Source organism: Kitasatospora sp. NPDC001095 (assembly GCF_053598615.1).
In genome coordinates, this window is the sequence record NZ_JBSFKQ010000033.1 from 30,392 (window position 1) to 52,034 (window position 21,643).

General features: G+C 74.8%; 18 protein-coding genes. 5 read left to right on the top strand and 13 right to left on the bottom strand.

What is annotated here, in order from left to right:
- Positions 1 to 258: 258 nt before the first annotated feature.
- Positions 259 to 1,011, bottom strand: a complete 753-nt coding sequence (locus ACWDBB_RS24415) for a response regulator (protein WP_449791625.1) — start codon at positions 1,009 to 1,011, stop codon at positions 259 to 261.
- Complete coding sequence (locus ACWDBB_RS24420; protein WP_449791626.1) at positions 1,008 to 2,894, bottom strand: sensor histidine kinase; 1,887 nt, start codon at positions 2,892 to 2,894, stop codon at positions 1,008 to 1,010. Before ACWDBB_RS24420 ends, ACWDBB_RS24415 begins: the two co-directional genes overlap by 4 nt.
- A gap of 243 nt (positions 2,895 to 3,137) precedes the next feature.
- Here ACWDBB_RS24420 and ACWDBB_RS24425 point away from each other — a divergent pair, with 243 nt between their 5' ends.
- The gene (locus tag ACWDBB_RS24425; RefSeq protein ID WP_449791627.1) at positions 3,138 to 4,553 is read left to right on the top strand and encodes a cation:dicarboxylate symporter family transporter; all 1,416 of its coding nucleotides are present in this window, start codon (positions 3,138 to 3,140) and stop codon (positions 4,551 to 4,553) included.
- A 144-nt stretch (positions 4,554 to 4,697) separates the two neighbouring features.
- Here the strand turns inward: ACWDBB_RS24425 and ACWDBB_RS24430 are convergent, their stop codons facing one another.
- Both ACWDBB_RS24430 and ACWDBB_RS24435 read right to left on the bottom strand, forming a co-directional pair.
- Positions 4,698 to 5,810 carry a hypothetical protein gene (locus tag ACWDBB_RS24430; protein ID WP_449791628.1) on the bottom strand — a complete coding sequence of 371 codons (1,113 nt, stop codon included), beginning with the start codon at positions 5,808 to 5,810 and terminating at the stop codon, positions 4,698 to 4,700.
- 30 nt (positions 5,811 to 5,840) lie between these two features.
- A complete protein-coding gene (locus tag ACWDBB_RS24435) occupies positions 5,841 to 6,479 on the bottom strand; it encodes an RNA polymerase sigma factor (protein ID WP_449791629.1) in 639 nt (212 codons plus the stop codon).
- A 298-nt stretch (positions 6,480 to 6,777) separates the two neighbouring features.
- Here ACWDBB_RS24435 and ACWDBB_RS24440 point away from each other — a divergent pair, with 298 nt between their 5' ends.
- Positions 6,778 to 7,149 (top strand): hypothetical protein, encoded by a 372-nt coding sequence (locus ACWDBB_RS24440; protein ID WP_449791630.1) that lies wholly within the window; start codon positions 6,778 to 6,780, stop codon positions 7,147 to 7,149.
- A 199-nt stretch (positions 7,150 to 7,348) separates the two neighbouring features.
- On the opposite strand, the gene ACWDBB_RS24445 is transcribed toward ACWDBB_RS24440, so the two are convergent.
- From ACWDBB_RS24445 to ACWDBB_RS24475, 7 genes are all read right to left on the bottom strand, one after another.
- Positions 7,349 to 7,921 (bottom strand): GTP-binding protein, encoded by a 573-nt coding sequence (locus ACWDBB_RS24445; protein WP_449791667.1) that lies wholly within the window; start codon positions 7,919 to 7,921, stop codon positions 7,349 to 7,351.
- Between the two features lie 115 nt (positions 7,922 to 8,036).
- Complete coding sequence (locus tag ACWDBB_RS24450; protein WP_392913937.1) at positions 8,037 to 8,384, bottom strand: DUF742 domain-containing protein; 348 nt, start codon at positions 8,382 to 8,384, stop codon at positions 8,037 to 8,039.
- Between the two features lie 125 nt (positions 8,385 to 8,509).
- Complete coding sequence (locus ACWDBB_RS24455) at positions 8,510 to 8,920, bottom strand: roadblock/LC7 domain-containing protein (protein WP_355257205.1); 411 nt, start codon at positions 8,918 to 8,920, stop codon at positions 8,510 to 8,512.
- Positions 8,917 to 11,997: a nitrate- and nitrite sensing domain-containing protein gene (locus ACWDBB_RS24460; RefSeq protein WP_449791631.1), complete on the bottom strand. Its 3,081-nt coding sequence runs from the start codon at positions 11,995 to 11,997 to the stop codon at positions 8,917 to 8,919. The genes ACWDBB_RS24455 and ACWDBB_RS24460 overlap by 4 nt, the downstream gene beginning before the upstream one ends.
- Before the next feature lie 106 nt (positions 11,998 to 12,103).
- The gene (locus ACWDBB_RS24465) at positions 12,104 to 12,967 is read right to left on the bottom strand and encodes an MHYT domain-containing protein (protein ID WP_449791632.1); all 864 of its coding nucleotides are present in this window, start codon (positions 12,965 to 12,967) and stop codon (positions 12,104 to 12,106) included.
- 379 nt (positions 12,968 to 13,346) lie between these two features.
- Positions 13,347 to 14,750: a cytochrome P450 gene (locus ACWDBB_RS24470; protein WP_449791633.1), complete on the bottom strand. Its 1,404-nt coding sequence runs from the start codon at positions 14,748 to 14,750 to the stop codon at positions 13,347 to 13,349.
- A gap of 121 nt (positions 14,751 to 14,871) precedes the next feature.
- On the bottom strand, positions 14,872 to 15,939 hold the full coding sequence (locus tag ACWDBB_RS24475) for an RNA ligase (ATP) (protein WP_449791634.1): 1,068 nt from the start codon (positions 15,937 to 15,939) through the stop codon (positions 14,872 to 14,874).
- Positions 15,940 to 16,318: 379 nt separating this feature from the next.
- Here ACWDBB_RS24475 and modA point away from each other — a divergent pair, with 379 nt between their 5' ends.
- From modA to ACWDBB_RS24490, 3 genes are all read left to right on the top strand, one after another.
- Positions 16,319 to 17,179 (top strand): molybdate ABC transporter substrate-binding protein, encoded by an 861-nt coding sequence (gene modA / locus ACWDBB_RS24480; protein WP_449791635.1) that lies wholly within the window; start codon positions 16,319 to 16,321, stop codon positions 17,177 to 17,179.
- Positions 17,180 to 17,274: 95 nt separating this feature from the next.
- Positions 17,275 to 18,129, top strand: a complete 855-nt coding sequence (locus ACWDBB_RS24485) for an ABC transporter permease (protein ID WP_449791668.1) — start codon at positions 17,275 to 17,277, stop codon at positions 18,127 to 18,129.
- A 115-nt stretch (positions 18,130 to 18,244) separates the two neighbouring features.
- Entirely contained in the window at positions 18,245 to 19,321 is a 1,077-nt protein-coding gene (locus tag ACWDBB_RS24490) for an ABC transporter ATP-binding protein (protein WP_449791636.1), read from the top strand.
- 154 nt (positions 19,322 to 19,475) lie between these two features.
- Here ACWDBB_RS24490 and ACWDBB_RS24495 read toward each other — a convergent pair whose 3' ends face one another.
- Positions 19,476 to 20,135: a response regulator gene (locus tag ACWDBB_RS24495; protein WP_392913935.1), complete on the bottom strand. Its 660-nt coding sequence runs from the start codon at positions 20,133 to 20,135 to the stop codon at positions 19,476 to 19,478.
- A gap of 44 nt (positions 20,136 to 20,179) precedes the next feature.
- Positions 20,180 to 21,535, bottom strand: coding sequence for a sensor histidine kinase (locus ACWDBB_RS24500; RefSeq protein ID WP_449791637.1), 1,356 nt, complete (start codon positions 21,533 to 21,535; stop codon positions 20,180 to 20,182).
- Positions 21,536 to 21,643: the final 108 nt, after the last annotated feature.

Below are 21,643 nucleotides of genomic sequence, written 5' to 3' on the forward strand. Positions count from 1 at the left end.
GCCGTGACCTGGCGGAATGCCCCCGGGGCCCCAGAACCACCCGCGCGAGTGAACCTCCCCCGGTTCGCCCAACGAGCGCCGCGTGGAAAGGTCACGGCCCGGACCTCGACGCCCCCTCCGACCGACGGTCCGGGTCCGGATACGGCCCCGAGCCCGGACTCGGGCTCGGGGCCGGGCTCGGGCTCGGGCCGGGCTCGGGCTCGGGCTCGGGCTCGGGCTCTGACCAGGCTCGGGCTCTGACTCGGGCTCGGTGAACCGTCAGGCCCGGCTCCTCCACCGGTAGCAGAGCTCCGGTCGCCCGACGCTGCCGTACTGCGGCTCCCGCACCGCGCACCCGGTCTCCACCAGGTGCTCCAGGTAGCGCCGCGCGGTGATCCGCGAGACCCCGGCGGCGGCGCCGGCGGCCGCGGCCGACAGTCCGGTGGCCGCTTCGCGCAGGACCGAGGCGACGGAGTCCAGGGTGGGCGCGCTCAGCCCCTTGGGCAGGGTGGTGCGCTCCGGCGTGCGGAGCAGCGCGAACGCCTGGTCGACCTCCTCCTGGCCGGTCGCCTCGCCGGTGCGCCCGAGGCTGTCGCGGTAGCGGGCGTAACGCTCCAGACGGTCGTGCAGGGCGGCCGCGCTGAACGGTTTCAGCAGGTACTGCACGACGCCCGCGGAGACGGCCTGCCGGACCATGGCGAGGTCACGGGCCGAGGTCACCGCGATGACGTCGGTGCTGTGACCGGCCGCGCGCAGGGTGCGGCAGAGCTGGAGCCCGTGGCCGTCCGGCAGGTAGAGGTCGAGCAGGGTGAGGTCGACGGGCGTCCCGGCCGCGCGGGCCCGGTCCAGGAAGCGCAGCGCGTCGGCGCAGCTGTGGACCGTCCCCGCGGCGTGGAAGCCGGGCTCGCGCCGCACGTACAGGGTGTGCGCTGCGGCGGCCACCGGGTCGTCCTCGACCACCAGGACGGAGATCTCCTTCCCGGCGGGGGCGCCGATCCCGGTGTCGGCCGTGCTGTCGGCGGCGCCACTCATGCCAGGGCCCCTTCCTGTTCCCGACCGGCAGACCGGGCGGCCTGGTCGGCCCGGTCCGCGGACTCCTCCGATTCGCCCGCCGCTCCTCCCGGCTCCCCCGGCCCACCCGGCCGGCCGGCCAGCGGAAGCCGCACCGTGAGCACCGCGCCACGCTCCCGTCCGACCTCGACGGTGCCGCCGTTGCGCCGCGCGGCCTGGGCGACCAGCGCCAGCCCGAGCCCGTGCCCACGGCCGTCCTGCTTGGTGCTCCAGCCGCGCCGGAACACGTCCTCGACCGCGCCCGGGTCGATCCCCGCGCCGGTGTCGGCGACCCGCAGTAGCAGGCACGCGCCTGGCGCCCCCGCGTCCCCGTCGTCGCCCCGGCCGTCGCTCCCGCGATCCCGACCGACGCCGTCCCGACTGCCGCCATCCCGAACGCCATCGTCCCGAACGCCGCAGTCCCGGCCGTCGGCGATCCGCGCCGTGACGGTGACCTCCGGCGGGACGGGGCTCTCGGCCGCTCCGGCGATCGCGGCGTCCACGGCGTTGTCGATGAGGTTGCCGAGCACGGTGATCAGGTCTCGTGCGGAGAGCCCGGGCGGCAGCACCCCGTCGTCGATCCGGCTGTCCTCGGTGAGGGTCAACTCCACACCCCGTTCGGCGGCTTGGGCCGCCTTGCCGAGCAGCAGCGCGGCCAGCACCGGCTCGCTCACCGCCGCGACCACCCGGTCGGTGAGCTGCTGGGCGAGTTCGAGCTCGGCGGTCGCGAACTCCACCGCCTGCTCGTGGCGACCCAGTTCGATCAGCGAGACCACGGCGTGCAGCCGGTTGGCGGCCTCGTGCGCCTGCGCGCCGAGCGCCTCGGTGAAGCCGCGCACAGAGTCCAACTCTCCGCTGAGTGACTGGAGTTCGGTGTGGTCCCGGAGGGTGACCACCCGGCCGAGGCCGGTGCCGGCGCCGATGGTGGAGGTGTTCAGCACGACGACCCGCTCGGCCGTCAGGTGCACCTCGTCCCGGACCGGCTCCTTCCCCAGCACGGCCGCGACCAGCGCCTCCGGCAGGCCCAGCTCCACCACCGGACGCCCCTCCAAGTCACCCGCCAGTCCGAGCAGTTCACGGGCGGCGTCGTTGCACAGCACCACCCGGTGCGAGCGGTCGACCAGGACCAACCCCTCGCGCACCGCGTGCAGGGTGGCCTGGTGGTACTCGTAGAGGTGGCTCAGCTCGTCCGGCCCCATCCCGTGGGTGTGCCGCCGCAGCCGGGAGTTGGCGAGATAGGTGCCGGCGCCACCGAGCGCGAGCGCGGCCACCGCCACCCCGACCAGGGCGAGCAGCGGACCGCTCAGCTGCGCGGAGATCGACTCCACCGTGAGGCCCGCGCTGACCAGCGCGACCACCCGGTGCTGGTCGTCCCAGACCGGGGTGACCACCCGGACGGACGGGCCGAGCGTTCCGGTGTACGTCTCGCTGCGGGTCTGCCCGGCGAGCGCCCAGTCGATGTGCCCGAGGTAGGTCCGGCCGATCTGCTCGGGCAGCGGGTGGGTCCAGCGCACGCCGTCGGTGTCCATGACGGTGATGAAGGAGACCCCGGTGTCGGCCCGCACCTGCTCGACGTACGGCTGGAGCACCGCGGTCGGGTCCGGGCCGCCGACGGCCGCACGGACGGACGGCGAGTCCGCGACGGCGTGCGCGACCGCGGTCACCTGGCGGCGGGCGGCGTCCTCGGTGCGGTCGGCGGTGAAGAGGTAGGCGAGCACCGCGCCGCCGGCGACCACGGCGGCGACGATCACCACCTGGACGACGAACAGCTGCCCGGCCAGGCTGCGGACCAGCCGCCGGGGCCCGCGGCTCGTCGACCGGTGCGAACGGCGGCGCGGGGCGGTGGGGGCGGTGCGCTCGGACATGCCTGCCAGTGTGCACCACACTCCCGGACGACCCCAGGGCACGGCGGCGGGCGGCCGCAGCCCGCCCGTGCCCGCCCGGCCCGCACCGTTCGCGGCCCGCACCGTTCGCGGCGAGGACATCCGGGCCACCCGTACCGTTCATGAACTCTATGAACGCAAACGTGACCTCCGTCACCTCCGGGCTCATAGTCAGAGCGGCCCGTCCCCCGGGGCCCCCAGGACTGCACGGCAAGGGAGCCGCAGATGTCGATCACCGGAGCCGCCACGGCGGCAGGACCCAGACGCAAGGACCGGACCCACTACCTCTACATCGCCGTGATCGCCGCGGTGGTCGCGGGTGTGGTGGTCGGCCTGGCTGCCCCCGGTTTCGCCGTGGAGCTGAAGCCGGTCGGTACGGGCTTCGTCAACCTGATCAAGATGATGATCAGCCCGGTGATCTTCTGCACCATCGTCCTGGGCATCGGCTCGGTGACCAAGGCCGCCAAGGTCGGCAAGGTCGGCGGCCTCGCCATCGGCTACTTCCTCGCCATGTCGACCGTCGCGCTGGGCATCGGCATGGTCGTCGGCAACCTGCTGGAGCCCGGCGGCGGCCTGCACCTGACCGCCGCGCTCGCCAAGTCCGGCCACGCCCAGGCGGCCGCCGGCGGCGCCCAGTCGACCACCGACTTCCTGCTCGGGATGATCCCCGAGACCCTGTTCTCGGCCCTCACCCAGGGCAAGGTGCTCCAGACCCTGCTGGTCGCCCTGCTCGCCGGCTTCGCCCTCCAGGCGATGGGCACGGCCGGCGCGCCGGTCCTGCGCGGGATCGAGCACTTGCAGCGGCTGGTCTTCCGGATCATGTCGATGATCATGTGGGTCGCGCCGATCGGCGCCTTCGGGGCCATGGCCGCCGTGGTCGGAGCCACCGGCACCGCCGCGCTGAAGAGCCTGGCCGTCATCATGATCGGCTTCTACGTCACCTGCGTGCTGTTCGTCGTCGTGGTGCTGGGCACGCTGCTGCGCCTGGTCGCCGGGGTCAACGTGTTCTCGCTGCTGAAGTACCTCGGCCGCGAGTTCCTGCTGATCCTCTCCACCTCCTCCTCCGAGAGCGCGCTGCCCCGCCTGATCGCCAAGATGGAGCACCTGGGCGTCAGCCGCCCGGTCGTCGGCATCACCGTGCCGACCGGCTACAGCTTCAACCTCGACGGCACCGCCATCTACCTGACCATGGCCTCGATCTTCATCTCCGAGGCGATGGACAAGCCGATGTCGCTCGGCGAGCAGCTCTCGCTGCTGGTCTTCATGGTGATCGCGAGCAAGGGCGCGGCCGGGGTCACCGGGGCCGGACTGGCCACCCTCGCGGGCGGGCTGCAGTCGCACAAGCCCGCGCTGGTGGACGGGGTCGGCCTGATCGTCGGCATCGACCGCTTCATGTCGGAGGCCCGCGCCCTCACCAACTTCGCGGGCAACGCCGTCGCGACCGTCCTGATCGGGCACTGGACCGGCGAGCTCGACACCGAGCGCTCCCGGCGGGTGCTGGCCGGCGAGCTGCCGTTCGACGAGCAGACGCTGGTCGACGTCCACGGCGCGCCCGCCGGCCCGGCCACCGCGGCGGACGGTTCGGCGGCTGCCGCCCCCGAGACCGTTCCCGCCCAGGGCGCCGCTCCCGCCGGCGTCTGAGCCCGGCAGCGGCCCTCGCACTCCCCCGGCCCGGCGCCTCCACCAATCCGGACGGCGCCGGACCGGGGCTTCGTCTTCCCCGAGCCGGGGCCTCGTCGTTCCCGGACCGGTCGGCCAGCCCGGACGGGCCTCGCGACTCGCTCGTCACAGCTCCTGCGAGCCGCTGACCACCCAGGCCACCCCGCTGGCCGGATCCTCCAGCGCGACGTGCAGATGGTGCAGCCCGGCCGACGGCTCCTGCCAGGTGAAGCAGCGCATCCGGGCCACCAGCGCGTTCACCTCGGCGCGGTCCACTCCGCGCGTCCCAGCCGTCCCGGCTGCCCTCTCCCAAGTGCCCGCCCCGGCCGCCGTGTCCGCACCGTCCATCGCAGCCATCGCGGCCAGCGCCCGCCACAGCGCCAGCCGCCCGTGCGCGCAGCCCTGATCCCGCCCCACGGCGGCGGCCCGCACCAGCGCCGGATAGGCGAGCGGGAACGGCAGGTACCCGCCGGTCACCCGACGGTCGCGGGCGAGCAGGGCGGCCGCCGCCGGGGCCGGACCGCGGACACAGGCCGCCGCCGCCCACGGCGCGAGTGCCCCCAGTCCGGCCAGCGCCCGGGTGACCCGCGGCCCGTCCGGGCGTCCGGCCGACTCCTCCGCCGGTGGCAGTTCCACCTCACCCAGGCCCTCCCGGCTGGCAGGCAGGGTCAGCAGCGCGCTGCGCGCACCCCCGCCGGGCAGGTACTCGCGCACCCGGGCCGCCTCGTCCCAGCCCGACGCCTCCCACGGCTCCAGGCGCAACGGCACGCCCTCGGGGTCGGACTCGGGCCCGTACGGCCCGGAGCCGCACGACTCGGACCGGTGCGACTGGGACCCGTGCGGCTCGGACCCGTGCGGCTCGGACCCGTGCGAGAGGTCCTCGCCGAGCAGTGCCCGGGTGTGCGCGACCAGCCGTCGCACCGGGGCCGGGCCCAGCAGCGGGGCCAGCCGCGACCAGGAGTGCCTGGTCGCCAGCACTTCCCAGAGCGGGCCGGCGTCGTGGTCGGCCACCCCGGCCGCCGTCCCCGCGCCGCCGTCCCCGTCGAACAGCCGGACGGCCAGCTCGGGCGGCGCCGCGTAGGCGATCAGGTGGCCGAGCGGTGCCGTCAGCACGGCCGCGGCCTCCTCACCGGCCTCGGCCACGGCGGCCGCCCGGCCCTGCCGGTAGGCGGCGAGCAACTCGGGCCAGCGGCCGTCCTCGGCCAGTGCGCGCAGGCGGCCGTCCTCGTACGTGATCACGATTCGCAGGGTACGGGCCGGGGCGCCGCATCAGTTTGACTTGCCGTCAGCCCGGTGCGTCGGAGCGGCGATCGCACACCCGTCCCGACCCCCTCGGTCGCGCCCGCGGTCACGCCCGCGGGCACGGTCCCGGTCGCGTTCCCGGTCGCGTTCCTGCTGGAGGATCGCGCGCAGTCGGCCGTGGGCGCGGCGCCGGGTGACAGCGAGCGTACTGCGGTGCAGCCCGAGCAGTTCGGCGGCCTCGTCGATGCTGTAGCCGTCGAGGTCCACCAGCACCACCGCGCGGGCCTGCTTGACCGTCAGGAAGCCCAACAGGCGCAGCACCTCCCAGCGCGCCTGCGACTCGGCCATCCCGCCGGCCCAGGAGTCGGCGGCACCCCGGTCCCGCTCGCCGACGTCGCCCGCCTCCGGCACCTCGGGCATCGGCACCCGCCGGCGCTCCCGGCGCCACTGGTCGCGCAGGATGTTCACCATCGTGGTGAACGCGTAGGCGTACGGCTGCGGATGGCCTAGGAAGCGCTCCGGCCGGCGGGCGATCCGGAGGTACGCGTCGTGGACGACGTCTCCCGCTCCGATCGGGCCGCCGGCGAGGGAGGCCGCCGCCTGCTGGAGCCTGGGCAGCAGATCCGTGAACACCCGGTTGAACTGTGCCGATTGACCACTGCTCACGCCGGGAGCGCAGTCCGCTTCCCGTCCGCCGCCCGCATTCCGACCACTGCAATCCGCCATGCCGCTCTCCCCGGAAATCGGCACCCCGAGCACCAGGCCGGCCTTGACGACGGAGCGCCGTAGGCCAACCGGATGACTTGTGACACAGGTCACATCATAGTTCGTCGTTTCACTGTGCGCAGTCAATCGTGTGCAACATGTCACCGACCGCGCGGGAGGCGGGAGTTCACCTCCCGGCAGACATCCGGGCGGTCGGGGCGCCCCGCCCGACGAGAACCCCTCGACAAGGAGAACCACCGTGCGAGGCTGCATCGCCAGGAAGTTCGCCATGTTCGGACTGGCGGCCACGGCCGCCCTCGGCGTACTCGGGACCACCACCCCGCCGGCCGCCGCGGCGACGGTCCGGATCCAGACCACGACCCCCGACGCCATCCCGGCCTGGAACACCGTCGCGACCGACACCTACCGCTGCGTCATCACCGGCAACTACGGCTGGCGCTGGGAGGGCCGCTGCAACGTCTATTCCGGACGACTGCGCACCATCACGTACTGCGCCGACGGCTCGTACAGCACCGGCCTGTGGGTCGGCGCACGACCGGAGGCCTGGGCGGTCTGGGGCAACTGCCCCGGGTCCACCTGGACGCGGGTCGTGTTCCAGTGGCACAGCTGAACCGCTGACGCCCTCGGCGGAACGGCCGGAGCACCCCCGGCCGAACGCGGACGACCGATCGACCGACCGCCGACGACCACCGTCGACGATCGACGGCGGACAGATGACGGATGACAGATTTCGAAATCTGTCAGCTGTCATCTGTCATCCGTCCGCCGCACGCTGTCCGCCCGTCGGTGCCTCGGCCCGCCTGCCCGCCTCAGCCCACCGGTGAGGCGTCCGCGAGCAGCCTGGCGGCGTGCACCCGGCCCGCGTGCTCGACCAGGTTGATCAGCACCTCCTTGCCCGAGGCCCGGTGGCGCGCGTCGCACAGCAGCACGGGTGTGCCCGCGTCCAGGTCCAATGCGCGGGCGACCTCCTCCGGACCGAACTCCCGTGTCCCGGCGAAACGGTTCACCGCGACCACGAAGGGAATTCCCCGGTGTTCGAAGAAGTCGACGGCCGGGAAGCAGTCCGTCAGCCGACGGGTGTCGGCGAGCACCACCGCACCGAGCGCCCCCTGGGCCAGCTCGTCCCAGAGGAACCAGAACCGGTCCTGCCCCGGGGTGCCGAACAGGTAGACCGCCAGCCCCTCGCGGATGGTGATCCGGCCGAAGTCCATCGCCACCGTGGTGGTGGACTTCCGCTCCACGCCGTCCAGGTCGTCCACCTCGCGCCCGGCCTCGGTCAGCCGTTCCTCGGTGCGCAGCGGCCGGATCTCACTGACCGCGCCGACCAGTGTCGTCTTCCCCACCCCGAATCCCCCCGCCACCAGGATCTTGAGCGCGAGCACCGTGCCGTCGGGATCCCCGGCGTCGAACGGATTCGGTCCGTCGTACGGATCCGGTCCGTCGTACGGCGCGGGCGGCGCGGACGGGGCTGCCGACGCGGGCGGGGCGGGCGGGCGGTCAGAGTGCGCGGAGTCCACGGATGACCTCCTGGAGGATGCGCTCGTCGGGGAGCAGGGCGGGCGGGACGGGGCGGCGGACCCGGATGAGCCCGGCCGCCAGCAGGTCGCCGAGCAGTACCCGCACGACGCCCACCGGCAGGTCGAGGTCGGCGGCCAGCTCGGCCACGGACAGCGGGGTCCCCCGGCACAGCGCGAGGATCCGCGCCTGTTCAGGGCCGACCGGCGGCTCGGGCGCGTCCGGCACGAGCACCGGGTCGGGCAACTCGGTGACCACCACGGCGATCAGGTCGAACTGCTGCTCCCCGGCCCCGGTGCGCCCCCGGGTCATCGCGTACGGGCGGACCACCGGCCCGGCGTCGTCGTCGTACCAGCGGGACCGGTGGGCGGCGGCGAGCGGATTGCGGGAGTGCCCGTCGGGTTCGGCCCTCGGGTGCTCCGGATGTCGCCCCCGGTACGGGCGGGGCACCGGACTCACCGGCCGCCCACCGCCCGCGGCGGGGCGCTCAGGTGCTCGCCGACCCGGCGGACCAGTCTGGCCATCTCGTAGGCGATCAGGCCGAGGTCGGCCCGGGCGGTGGCGAACACGGCGAGGCAGGTGCCCTCCCCGGCCGCCGCGACCAGCAGGTACCCGCCCTCCAACTCGACCATGGTCTGGCGGACTTCGCCCGCGCCGAAGTGTCGGCCGGCGCCCTTGGCCAGGCTGTGGAAGCCGGAGGCGACGGCCGCCAGATGCTCCCCGTCCTCGCGGGCCAGGCCGGCCGAGGTGCCCATGGCCAGGCCGTCGGCGGAGAGCATCACGGCGAAGCGGAGTTCGGGGGCGCGCTGGACCAGCTCGTCGAGGAGCCAGTTCAGCTCCCCCGCGCGGTGGGTGGTGGCGATCACGGACGCTCTCCTTCGGTTCGGAACGGGTGTCGGGGGTGGCGTGCCCGCGGCGGCTGCGGAGGGTCGGCGGGTTGCCCGTCTGGCCGGCCCTCCGGGTACAGGCCGCGCGCCCATCCGTTCTGGAAGGCGGACATCGCCGCCCGCGCCTCCTCGGGGCTGCGGCCCGCGGCGCCAAGGCCGTCGCCGGCTCCGGGATCGGCCGAGGAGGCGGAAGCCGTACGGCGGCCGCGCGCGGTCGGGCGGGCCGGGGCCTCGCGCAGTTGCGGCGCGAGGCTCGCCTGGCGGGTCCGGCGCGGCAGCTCGGCGGGGCCCGGGTCGGCTGGGTGACCGTCCGGTACGTGGCCGCTCGCAGGTCGGGCCTCCGGTCGCCGGGCCTCCGGTCGGTGATCGTCGAGTCGGTGGTCGTCCGGCCGGTGGCCGCCCGGTCGGTGGCGCTCCGATCGCCGGCCGCCCGGTCGTTGGCCACCCGGTCGCCGGTCCTCCGGCCTGGCATCGCCCGCGCCGCCGGGCCCGGGTACCGGTTCGGCCTGGGGTTCCGTACGGTACGGCTCCGCGCCGTACGGCTGCGGCGGTCCGGACCGCGGACGGGCGGTCGCACCCGCACCCCCGCCCGCGGCCGGACCGGTCACCCGGGCGCCGTCGGCCCGGAAGGGGGTGCGGCGCACCGGCCCCGGGTCACTGCCCCGGACACCGAACGCCAGCAGAGCCCCACCCTCCGGCGGTGGCCCACCCACCGCCGGAAACCCGTCGCCGGTCCTGCCCTGCGGGTGCTCCCGGCGCCTCGGGCCGCCGCTCGAGCCGCCGCTCGACGCGTTGCCCATGACGCTGCCCGGATCGCCCGTCGCCCCCTCCCCGCGGGCGTGCACCGCCGTGAACTCCCGTTCCGGGAGACCGGCTTGTGCCCACCCGGCAGGCAGCGGCCCCACCGGCGCCTCCCCGACCGCCGCACCGCCCGGCGCCGCTGCGGCCGGCAGGGGCGCCACCGGCTCGACGTCGTGTCGCACGTCCCCCGCCTCCATCGCCTCCGGCTCCATCGTCCCCGCCGCCATCGCCTCCGCCGCCGCCTCGTCGGCCAGCAGCGTGGTCGGCAGCAGGACCACCGCGGTGGTGCCGCCGTACGCGGAGGTCACCAGCGAGACCTTGACGTCCTGCCGCCGGGCGAGCCGGCTGACCACGAACAGGCCGAGCCGGTCGCTGTCGAAGAGGTCGCTCTGCTCGACGGCGGCGATCCGGCGGTTGGCCGAGGCCAGCACCTCCGGGCCCATGCCGAGGCCGCGGTCCTCGATCTCCAACGCGAAGCCGTTGCCGACCCGTTCGCCCCGGATGTGCACCCGGGTGTGCGGCGGGGAGAACCCGGTGGCGTTCTCGACCAGTTCGGCCACCAGGTGGGTGAGGTCCGCGACGGCGTGGCCGACCACGGCCGCGCACGGCAGCGGGTGGACCTCGACCCGGGCGTACTCCTCGACCTCCGAGACGGCCGCGCGCACCACGTCCACCAGCGGGACGGGTCGGCGCCAGCCACGGCCGGGAGCGGCCCCGGAGAGGATGATCAGGCCCTCGGCGTGGCGGCGCATCCGGGTGGTGAGGTGGTCCAGCCGAAACAGGTCGGCCAGCTCGGACGGGTCGTCGGTGCGGCGCTCCATCGCGTCCAGCAGGGTGAGTTGGCGGTGCACCAGGACCTGGCTGCGGCGCGCGAGGTTGACGAACACCCCGGAGACGCCGGAGAGCACTTCGGCCCGCTCGACCGCCGCCGTGACGGCAGCCCGCTGGACGGTGCCCAGCGCCCGGTGCACCTGGCCGATCTCGTCGTCCCGCCCCACCGGCCGGGGCGCCTCGGCCTCGATGTCCACCTCCTCGCCCGCGCGCAACTTCCGCATGGTCGCCGGGAGTTTGCGCCCGGCCAGCTCAAGTGCCGAATTGCGCAGGCCGATCAGCTCGCTGACCAGACCGCGACCGATCTGCACCGAGATCACCAGCGAGGCCACCACGCCGACCAGGCCGAGCAGCACGGCCATCCCGGCCGGGGTGAACAGGCCCAGGGCGTAGGGGTCCTGGCGCTCGGCGGCGACCCGTCCGGCCCGGTCCTCGACGGTCCGCAGGGCGCCGGCCACATTGCCCGCGACCATCGCCCAGCGGTCGGCCTGCACCGCGGCGACCGCGGTCCGCCCGTCGGCGGCCGTCCGCACCCTGTCCTCGTACCCGGCCAGCTCGCGGTGGTCCTGGCCACCGGTGACGGCGAGCAGCGACTCCCGGTCGGCGGGGCGCAGGTCGGCGGCGGCACCCCGCTCGAACTCCCGCCGGGCGAAGGCCGCGCCGGAGAACTCCCGCAGCTGGTCGTCACCGAGCCCGCCGGACAACTGGGCGGCGCGCAGCAGCGCGTCCTCGCGGGCGAGCAGCTCACGGGAGCGGGCCAGCTCCAGCAGCACCCGGGCGTCGGCGGCCACCTGGCGGTCCTGGAAGGGCGCGACGGCCCCGGCGGCGGCGAGCGCCCGGTCCACCGCCTCGCCGTACACGGCGTACGCCTCGGGCCAGCCGACGCTCCTGGCCAGGACCCGGTCGCGCAGGACGGGCAGGGCGGCGAGCGAGCTGCCGAGGGCGTCCAGCCTGGCCGCCGCCTCACCGCCCAGTCCCTGGGCGTCGGCGCGGTTGTAGCCCCGGTCGGGGCGGTGGGCGTCCGGGAAAAGCGGGGTGAGCGCCCGGTCGGTGGCCGCCGCCGCCTCGCGCAGGGCGCTCTCCCGGACGGCGGTGGGGGCCGGCGCCGGGGCCGCCAGCAGCTGACCGACGGCGGTGCGTTCGGCCTGCAGCCCGGCGACGGTTTCGGCGACGGGGGTGAGCAGCGTGCGCTGGGCATCGCGCTGGCGCATCAGACCCCAGACGCCCTGGGCGGTGGTGACGGTGGCGAACCCCCACAGCGCGATGACGGAGACGACCGGGACCATCAGCAGCGCGATGATCCGGGCGCGGACGCTCCGGGGGCGCAGCCCGCGCAGCCACGGGCCCGGGCGCGGCGGACGGGCGGGCGGCCCGGCATGGGCACCCCGACGGGTACCGGGGGCGGTACCGCGGTCTTCTCGCATGGGTGAGGAGCCTTTCGGGCGGGGAGAGCGGGAAAACGGGAAAGCGGGAAGGCGGAAGGCGTGCGGCTCATGCGGCTTGCAGGACGCGCCGCGGCGGATGCGCAGCTCAGGCGGCGCGCTGCCCGGCCCCCGCCTCGGCCGGGGCCGGCCCGTGCGGAGCGGGCCCGTGCGGAGCGGGCCCGGAGTGCGGGGGCTCGCCGGGGTGCTCGCCGATGGACGGCTCGCCGGCCGCCCGGTAGCCGGCCCGCTCCTGGGCGGTCGGCGAGAGCGCCACGAAGGCGGAGGCGAGGAAGAGGAAGGAGCCGAGGCCGACGGCGAGCGGGAAGACGAACTCCATCGGGCTGACTCCGCCGAGCTCCGTGCGGGTCGGCTCCAGCCGGACGTGGACGGCGGCCATGCCGGTGTAGTGCATGCAGCTGACGGCGAGGCCCATGGCCATCGCGGCGGCCGCGGCCGCGTACACGTTGCGGATGGTGACGGCGGACCAGAGCGCGGCGGTGGCGGCACCGACGGCGACCAGTACGGAGGCCGCGACCGTTCCGGGGTCGTAGTGCAGTCCGCCGTGCATCCGGAGGGCGGCCATGCCCAGGTAGTGCATCGCGGCGACGCCGAGGCCGGTGGTGACGCCGCCGGAGAGCAGGGAGAGGCCGCGGTGCCGGCCGTAGCAGACCACGGTCAGGCCGAGGCCGGTGACCAGCACCGCGACCACGAGGCTGAGGAGGGTCAGCGGCACGTTGTAGCGCAGCTCGGTGCCGTCGACGGTGAAGCCGAACATGGCGACGAAGTGCATGGTCCAGATGCCGGAGCCGATCGCGGCAGCGGCCGTGACCAGCCAGTTCCGCCGGGCCGGGCCGCTCGCGGTGAGGCCGCGCAGCGTGCAGCGCAGCCCGAGGGCGGCGCCGGCGCAGGCCATCAGGTACGAGAGGGCGGGGGTCAGCCAGCCGAGGCTGAGATTGTTGAGGGTGCCCATGGGACCTCCGGTCGACCGGTCGGGCCCGGGGGCGGTACGCGGTGCGCCCGGGCTCCCCTGGCCGGGCGGACTGCGTGAATGGCATATGCCAGCCGCATGTGCGCTTCCGGTCCGGGGTGCGTGGGACGCTACCGAGAGGCCGGAATCGGTCAGACAAAGATCTGAAAAGCTGCCCGTGACACACGGGTGGTGTGTTCGAATGGCCCGGTCGTGTACCCAGCGGACGGTCGACGAGCGCGCGGCGGGCGCCGTACGGACGACAGCGAACAACCGACAGCGAACAGCGGACAGATGACAGAGTTTGAAATCTGTCATCTGTCCGCTGAACCCCGTCGGCTGTCGCCTGTCAGCTTGTCGCCCGCCGACCGCAAGCCGCCCGTCAGTCGCCCGGCGTCACCCGGATCCGCATCGGGCTCGCCGCCCGCAGCGTGATCCCCTGCGCCAGCGCCACCCGCCGGTCCACCGCCTCCAGCTCGAAGTCCCGCAGCAGCACCCCCAGGGCCAGCACGGCCTCCAGCATCGAGAAGTGCTGACCGATGCAGGCCCGCGGCCCACCGCCGAACGGGAACCAGGCGTACCGGTGCCGCGCCCGCTCCGCCTCCGGCAGGAAGCGGTCCGGGTCGAACCGCTCCGGCTCCTCCCAGTGGTCCGGGTGCCGGTGGGTGACCAGCGGCGCGACGACCACCTGTGCCCCTGCCGGGATCACGTACCCGTCGATGACGGTCTCCTCGACCGCCCGCCGCCCGCCCAGGGCCGCCGACGGGTAGAGGCGCATCGCCTCCTTCAACACCCGGGTGATGTACGGCAGCGCGTCCAGGTCCGCCGCCATCGGCGCCCGCCCGGCCAGGACGGTCCGCGCCTCCTCCCGGGCGAGCCGCCGCTGTTCGGGGTGGATCGCCAGCAGGTGCAGCGCGAAGGCCAGCGCGGTGGCCGTGGTCTCGTGCCCGGCGAGCAGGAACACCAGGACCTGGTCGCGGAGTTCGGCCGGGTCGAGCCGCGCGCCGTCGTCGTCGCGGGCCCGCCCGAGCAGGGTGAGCAGGTCGTCCGCGGCCTCGTCGTCGCCGCGCGCGGCCCGTTCGGCGATGATCCGGTCGCAGACCCCGTGCAGCGCCCGCTGGGCCTCGGTGCCGCGCCGGTTGGCCGGGGTCGGCCAGGTGCGCGGAAGCCGGACCGGGGCGTAGCCGCGCTCCTTCACGTACTCGCCGAGCACCGGGAAGCTGTGGTGCACCACCGCGATCGCCTCCTCCACGTCGGCGCCGAAGAGGATGCGCGCGACCGCCCGCAGCGCGAACCGGGACGTCTCCTCCGCCGCGTCCACCACCCCGTCGGGCACCGCCCGCCAGCGCTCGACGAGCGACTGCGCCTCCTGCGCCAGCGCGTCCGCGTAGCCGTCCACCCGGCGCCGCGTGAACAGCGGCTGTATCATCCGCCGTTGACGCTGGTAGTCGGCGTCCTGGCTGGTCAGCAGCCCGTTGCCGACACTGGTGCGCAGTTCGTCGTAGAAGGAGCTCTCCTTGCGGAAGTTGGCCGCGTCGCCGGCCAGCACCTGGCGGACGCCCTCCGGCGAGAACACCCCGTAGAAGTCGGCCCGCAGCCCGGGCGGCCCGGCCTGGAAACGCACCACGTCGCCGTGTTCGCGGTGGGCCGCGAGGTAGCTGCGCAGCGGGCGACGGGTGAGGTCGAACAGCGATCCGACCAGACGGTTCCCGGACGGTACGGGTATCGCGGAGGTGGGGGCGGGCACGAGCCCGGGGGCGCGCACGGGGATGACGTCGGTGGCCATCGGCACTCCTTCTGTACGGGGATGCGCCCGCCGTCTCTCCCGACGGGCAGTCAGCACCGAGAGGAGCCGCGCCCGGACCCGCCCGACCGGGCTGATCCGCCCGGTCGGATCCGGACCCGTCTCACTCGTATTCGGTGCCCCCCTTGCGGGTCAGGTAAGCGTCGCTGACCACTTTGGCGATCGCCCGCCCGCCGAGCACCGGGCTCCACCGCTCGGTGACCGGCCGCACCACCACGCCCTCCCGCAGGTGCAGTTGACGTCCGGAAACGGTCTCCTTGCCCCGGGCGAACGCCAGCACGGTCTCCGGGTCGAACGGCCCGCGCCACAGCTCCGGAGCCAACGGCAGCTCGCCGTCCAGGAGTTCTACCGACGACAGCCAGTTCAGCTGTCCGTCGATCAGGGCCGACACGTCGAAGGCCGCGTAGCCGGGGCGCTCGGTGCGCGCCGAGGCACCGTAACCCAGGTCCTGCACCCCCTCGCCGAAGACCTCGCCGAAGATGCCGACCCGCTCGGCCCCGAGGCGCTCGGCCAGCCGCGCCGCCACCTCCGGGATGCCGTACGCCCGCACCGCCCGCCAGTACAGGTTGCGCTCGTCCTCGGCCAGCGCCAGCCCCTGCGCGCCGATGCCCTTGGAGGACACCTGCACCTCGCCGGTGGCGGCGAAGTACGTGACCAGGCAGCAACTGCCGTGCAGCTTCTCGGTCAGCACCACGGGCTCGCCCGGCGCGAAGACGTCGGGGTAGCGCTTGAGGTTCTCGATGTCCACCCAGGGCAGCAGGTCCGGCGCGCTGACCACGTCGCCGCTCATCGACGTCGGCACCGGCGGCTGCCACTTGACGATCCCGAGCAGCTCGGCGAAGTCCTCGCCGCGCTCGGCCGCGGCGGCCAGGTCGGAGCCGGCGAGCGCGGCGGGCCGGCAGACGATGCCCTGGGACAGCTCACCGCGCAGCCGTACCGCCTTCACCCGGTTCGCCCGGGTGCCGGCCAGCTTGCCGGTCAGCCCCAGCTCGTCGATCAATCCCTCGGGGAGGACGGCCTGTTCGGGGATGTAGACGGCGTGGTCCCCGGTCCGGTAGGCACCCTTCGCGACCACCGCGCGGTAGAGGCCGACCTGGGCGAGCTCCAGGGCATCGGCGTTCGGGTGCTCCAGGATGGCCAGCTTCTCGGCGGTGACGCGCAGCGTGGACACGGACGGACCCCTCCCCTTGGTTCGGCCGCGGCGGCGCCTCTGACCGCCCCCGGCCGCATGTACGGACAGCGACCACTGTGACCGTCCGGCCGTTTACGGCGCGACACAATTTCCGCGCGCCCCTTCCGGCGCACGCACGCCGGGGGCGCACGCCGGGCACTCACGCCGGGCACTCACGATCCCGGACGCGCCGTTCCACGCCAGTCCGAGGGCCGCCACCCGGCTGTCACCGGCCGCCACCCGCCGGCATCGGCCTGCGCCGTGCGAACCGACAGGGGGTTCATCGCTCGCATCTGCGGCACTATGATCGCGGTAATGGCCGCACCTGCGATCAGGACTCCGCGCCCCTTCCGGCGCGCACCCTGGAGGGGAAGCACCGATGAGCACCCGCACGCCGACCACCCGCAGACTCGCCGTCGCCACCGCCGCGGCCCTCGCCCTCGGCCTCGGGGTCACCGCCTGCGGCAGCGGCGGCGGCTCGTCCTCCGGTTCCGCGGCCTCCTCGAGCACCTCCCCGAACGCCGCCGCGGACGCGGGCGGCGCGGGCGGCGGCGTCCCGAAGGCCGCCGGCACCGTCACGGTCTTCGCCGCGGCCTCGCTCAAGGAGACCTTCACCGAGCTTGGCAGGAAGTTCGAGGCCGCCAACCCGGGCAGCAAGGTCACCTTCAACTTCGGCGGCAGCTCCAGCCTTGCCACCAGCATCAACTCCGGTGCCCCGGCTGACGTGTTCGCCGCCGCCAGCCCCGCCACCATGAAGACCGTGAGCGACGCGGGCGGTGCGAGCGGACAGCCCACGACCTTCGTGCGGAACACCCTCACCATCGCCGTCCCCAAGGGCAACCCCAAGCACGTCGCGGGCCTCAAGGACCTCACCGCCTCCGGCGTGAAGGTCGCCCTGTGCGCGAAGGAGGTGCCGTGCGGCGCCGCCGCCCAGACCGCGCTCAAGGCCGCCGGTGTCGACCTCACCCCGGTCACCCTGGAGCAGGACGTCAAGGGCGCGCTCACCAAGGTCGAACTCGGCGAGGTCGACGCGTCCCTGGTGTACCGGACCGACGTGCAGGCCGATGCTGCGAAGATCGACGGCGTGGACTTCCCCGAGGCCGACAAGGCCGTGAACGACTACCCGATCGCCGCGCTCGCCAAGGCACCGAACAAGAACGGCGCCGCCGCCTTCGTCGCGTACGTCCGGACGCCCGAGGCCAGGCAGGTGCTGACCGCGGCGGGCTTCCAGGCGCCGTGAACGACCGCACTGCCGGCTCCGGGGCGAACAGCCGTCCGGGCCGGGACCAGCAGGCCCGCACCGTCGGCGGCGGCCCGGCAGGACCCGCGCAGGCCCTGCCGGGCGGCCGCCCGCGAAGCCGCCGCCCCCGAAGCCGTCCGCGAAGCCGGCCCCACAGCCGTCGCCCGCGCACGCAGCGCGTCCCGGTCGCACTGCTGCTCCCGGCTCTGCTCGGACTGGCCTTCCTGACCCTGCCGCTGGCCGGCCTGCTGATCCGGGCGCCCTGGAGCAGCCTGTCCGAGCAGCTCACCAGCGCCGCGGTCTGGGAGGCGCTGCGCCTGTCGTTGATCAGCGCGACCGCGGCCACCGCGGTGTCACTGGTCTTCGGCGTCCCGCTGGCCTGGCTGCTCGCCCGCACCGAGCTGCCCGGCCGGCGGGTGATCCGGGCGCTGGTCACCCTGCCGCTGGTGCTGCCGCCGGTGGTCGGAGGCGTGGCACTGCTGCTGGTGCTCGGGCGGCGCGGCATCGTCGGCTCCTGGCTGGACTCGGCCTTCGGCATCACCCTGCCGTTCACCACCACCGGGGTCGTGATCGCCGAGGCGTTCGTGGCGATGCCGTTCCTGGTGATCAGCGTCGAGGGCGCGCTGCGGGCCGCCGATCCCCGCTACGAGGAGGCCGCCGCGACCCTGGGCGCCTCCCGGCTGACCGCGTTCCGGCGGGTCACCCTGCCGCTGATCGCCCCGGGGATCGCCGCCGGGGCCGTCCTCGCCTGGGCCCGGGCGCTCGGCGAGTTCGGCGCGACGATCACCTTCGCGGGCAACTTCCCGGGCCGTACCCAGACCATGCCGCTGGCCGTCTACCTGGCCATGGAGTCCGACCCCCAGGCGGCGATCGCGCTGTCGCTGGTGCTGCTGGTGGTCTCCGTGGCCGTCCTGGTCGGCCTGCGCGACCGCTGGCTGTCGACGCCGTGACTTCGCCCGCACCGAGACACCGCCCGCACCGGAGACACTGGCCACACCGGAACACTTCGAACACCCTGGACACTTCCAACGCCCTGGACACTCCGGACACCTGGACGCCGCACCGATGAGCACCGCCAGCCGCCCCGGCCCCGCCCTGGACGCCCGTCTGAGGGTCGAGCGCCCCGGGTTCGCCCTCGACCTCGACCTCACCGCCGCCCCCGGCGAGGTGGTGGCGCTGCTCGGCCCCAACGGCGCCGGCAAGTCCACCGCCCTGCGCGCCCTCGCCGGCCTGCTCCCGCTCACCGGCGGCCACCTGCGCCTGGACGGTCACGTCCTGGAGGACCCTGCGCAGCGCGCGTACACCCCCGCCGAGGAGCGGCCGGTCGGCGTGGTCTTCCAGGACTACCTGCTGTTCCCGCACCTCAGCGCGCTCGACAACGTCGCCTTCGGTCCGCGCTGCCAGGGCCGCCCCAAGCGCGAGGCGCGGGCCGAGGCGGCGGCCTGGCTGGAGCGGATGGGCCTGACCGACCACGCCTCGGTCCGCCCCGGCCGGCTCTCCGGCGGCCAGGCCCAGCGGGTGGCGCTCGCCCGCGCCCTCGCCGTACGCCCCCGGCTGCTCCTGCTGGACGAGCCGCTGGCCGCCCTGGACGCCCGCACCCGGCTCGACGTACGGTCCCAGCTGCGGCGCCACCTGGCCGAGTTCGAGGCGGTGGCGGTGTTGGTGACGCACGACCCGCTGGACGCCATGGTGCTGGCCGACCGGCTCGTGGTGATCGAGGACGGGCGGGAGGTACAGTCCGGCAGCCCGGCGGAGGTCGCCCGGCGTCCGCGCACCGACTACATCGCCCGGCTGGTCGGCCTGAACCTGTACCAGGGCCGGGCCGACGGCACCCGGGTCACGCTCCCGGACGGAACGGTCCTGGCCACCACCGAGGAGCTGGACGGCCCGGCCTTCGTGGCCTTCCCGCCCTCCGCCGTGACGCTGTACCGTGAGCGCCCGCAGGCCAGCGCCCGCAACCTGTGGAAGGCCGAGGTCACCGGGCTGGACCTGCACGGCGACCAGGTCCGCGCCGAACTCGCCGGCGACCTGCCGCTGGCCGCCGACCTCACCCCGGCCGCCGTCGCGGAGCTGGAGCTGGCGCCCGGCGTCGCTGTCTGGGCCTCGGTCAAGGCGACCCAGACCCACGCCTACCCTGCCTGACAGCCCACCGCCGGAGCGGCTCCGGCAGGAGCCCTCCGGCAGAACCCCTCCGGCGGGGCCGCTCCAACAGGCCGCTCCGACGGGGCCGCCCCGACAGGCCAGCTTCGGCGGGCCGCTCCGACGGGGCCGCTCCGACGGGATCGAGCCGGCAGCGTCACTCCGCCGGTTCGACGAACCCCGACTCGTACGCCGCGATCACCGCCTGGGTGCGGTCCCGCGCGCCCAGCTTCGCCAGCACGCTGCTGACGTGCGTCTTCACCGTCTGTACGCCGAGGAACAGCTGCTCGGCGATCTCCCCGTTGCTGAGGCCGCGCGCGACCAGCCGCAGCACCTCCGCCTCGCGCTCGGTCAGCGCCGCCCGCTCCATGGCCGCCCGGGCGGTCGGGTTGCCGTGCCCGGCCGCCAACCGGCGGATCGCGGCCGGGAACAGCAGCGACTCGCCCGCCGCCACCAGCCGCACCGCCTGGGCGATCTCGGCCGGGCGGGTGCGCTTGAGCAGGAAGCCGTCGGCGCCCGCGCGCAGCGCCTGGTAGACGTAGTCGTCGTTCTCGAAGGTGGTCACGACCAGGATCCTCGGAGGGCGCTCCCCCGGTGCGCCGGGGCGCAGCAGTTCGCGGGTGGCCGCCAGGCCGTCCAGTACCGGCATCCGGACGTCCATCAGCACCACGTGCGGGCGCAACGCGCGGGCGAGGGCGACCGCTTCGGCACCGTCGGACGCCTCGCCGACCACCCGCAGGTCCCCCTGCGCCTCCAGGACGGCCCGCAGGCCGGCCCGGACCAGTTCCTCGTCGTCGGCGAGCAGGATGTCCGTCATCTCGGCGGCTCCTCCGGCCGCACCTCGGGTCACAAGATCGTTCGTCACGAGCCCAAGCGTAGGGGCAACCGGACGGTCAGCACCCATCCCCCGTTCCCCTCCTGCGCCTCGGCCGCCCCCGGCCCCGTCCCCTGCACCGACCCCGCTCCCGACCCCGTCCCCGGTGCCACTCCCCGCGCCGGTCCCGCCGTCGCCTCCCCGCCGAGCAGGGTGGCACGCTCGCGGATGCCGCGCAGTCCCTTGCCGCCCTTGCGCGTTGCGCCCCTGCCCGCGCCGTAGGCGGCCGGCCGATCCGCCCCGGCCGGTGAACGGCCGCTTCCGAGTGGCCGGTTGGCGCAGCGCAGCTCCAACTGGCCGTCCCGTACGGCGATCCGGATGTCGATCGGCTCGCCGGGCGCGTACTTGAGCGCGTTGGTGACTCCCTCCTGGACGATCCGGTACGACTCGCGGGAGAGCACTCCGGGCAGGGTGCCGGGAGGCACCTCGATCCGTGCCTCCACCGGGCTTCCGGCCGCCCGGGCGGTGTCGAACAGCGCGGGCAGCTGGTCGATCCCGGGCTGTTCGGTGGCCGCGCCGTTCGCTCCGGCCGGAGTCTCGCGCAGCAGCACGAGGGTGCGCTCGAGATCCTCCATGGCCTGTCGGCCGGTCTCCTCGATGACTTCGAGCGCCTTGGCGACGAAGGCCGGATCCCCGACCTCGCGCGCCGCTCCCGCCTGGAGGACCGTCACCGTCAGGGCGTGGCCGATCGAGTCGTGCAGCTCCCTGGCCAACCGGTTGCGCTCCAGCAGCCGTTCGGCCCGCAGTTCCGCCTCGGCCAGGCGCTCCGCCGACGACGGGCCCAACAGTCTTACTGCCATGGCGAGTTGGAGGCGCCCTGCGTACACCAGGAACCAGCCGAGGCCGAGTGCCGCCAACGGCGTGAACGGGAGGTACCAGAGGACGTCCGGACCGGTCAGCCGCTCGAAGGCCCCGGCGATCCCGAAGACCACGGGGAACCCGACCGCCGAACCGAGCGCGACCCGTCCGATCAGCCAGCCGGCCGTGCGCCGCCGGTCGGCCCAGGAACGGGAGGGCTCGGTGGCGATGTCCTCCTCGCGGTCGGGCACCAGCAGCAGCCGGGCCTGCACCCCCTCGGCCCGGCGCGCCGCCGGGATGAGCGCGGCGAGCGCGAGCAGCACGACGTCCGTCGAGACGCTCGCCATCAGGATCCCGCCGACGCCCTTGTGGTACGTCCCCGGATAGACCATCAGCACGACGCCGGCGAAGATCCACCCGACCAGCAGGTGCAGCAGTCGTGCGTACGTGGCGCCGGCCACCAGGGGCGCGACGAGCCTCGGCACCGCGCTTCCCGGCGCAACGCTCCCGGACACCGCGCTGTTCAGCGCTGCGATCTTGGACATTGGGCCATCCTGTCAGGCCGTCCCGGGCCCCGGCTCCCGCGCCGGTCTCCGGCCGGCTCCCTCTCGGGAGGGAGGCGGCTCCCCGCCCCGGCGGGATCCGCCGCACCG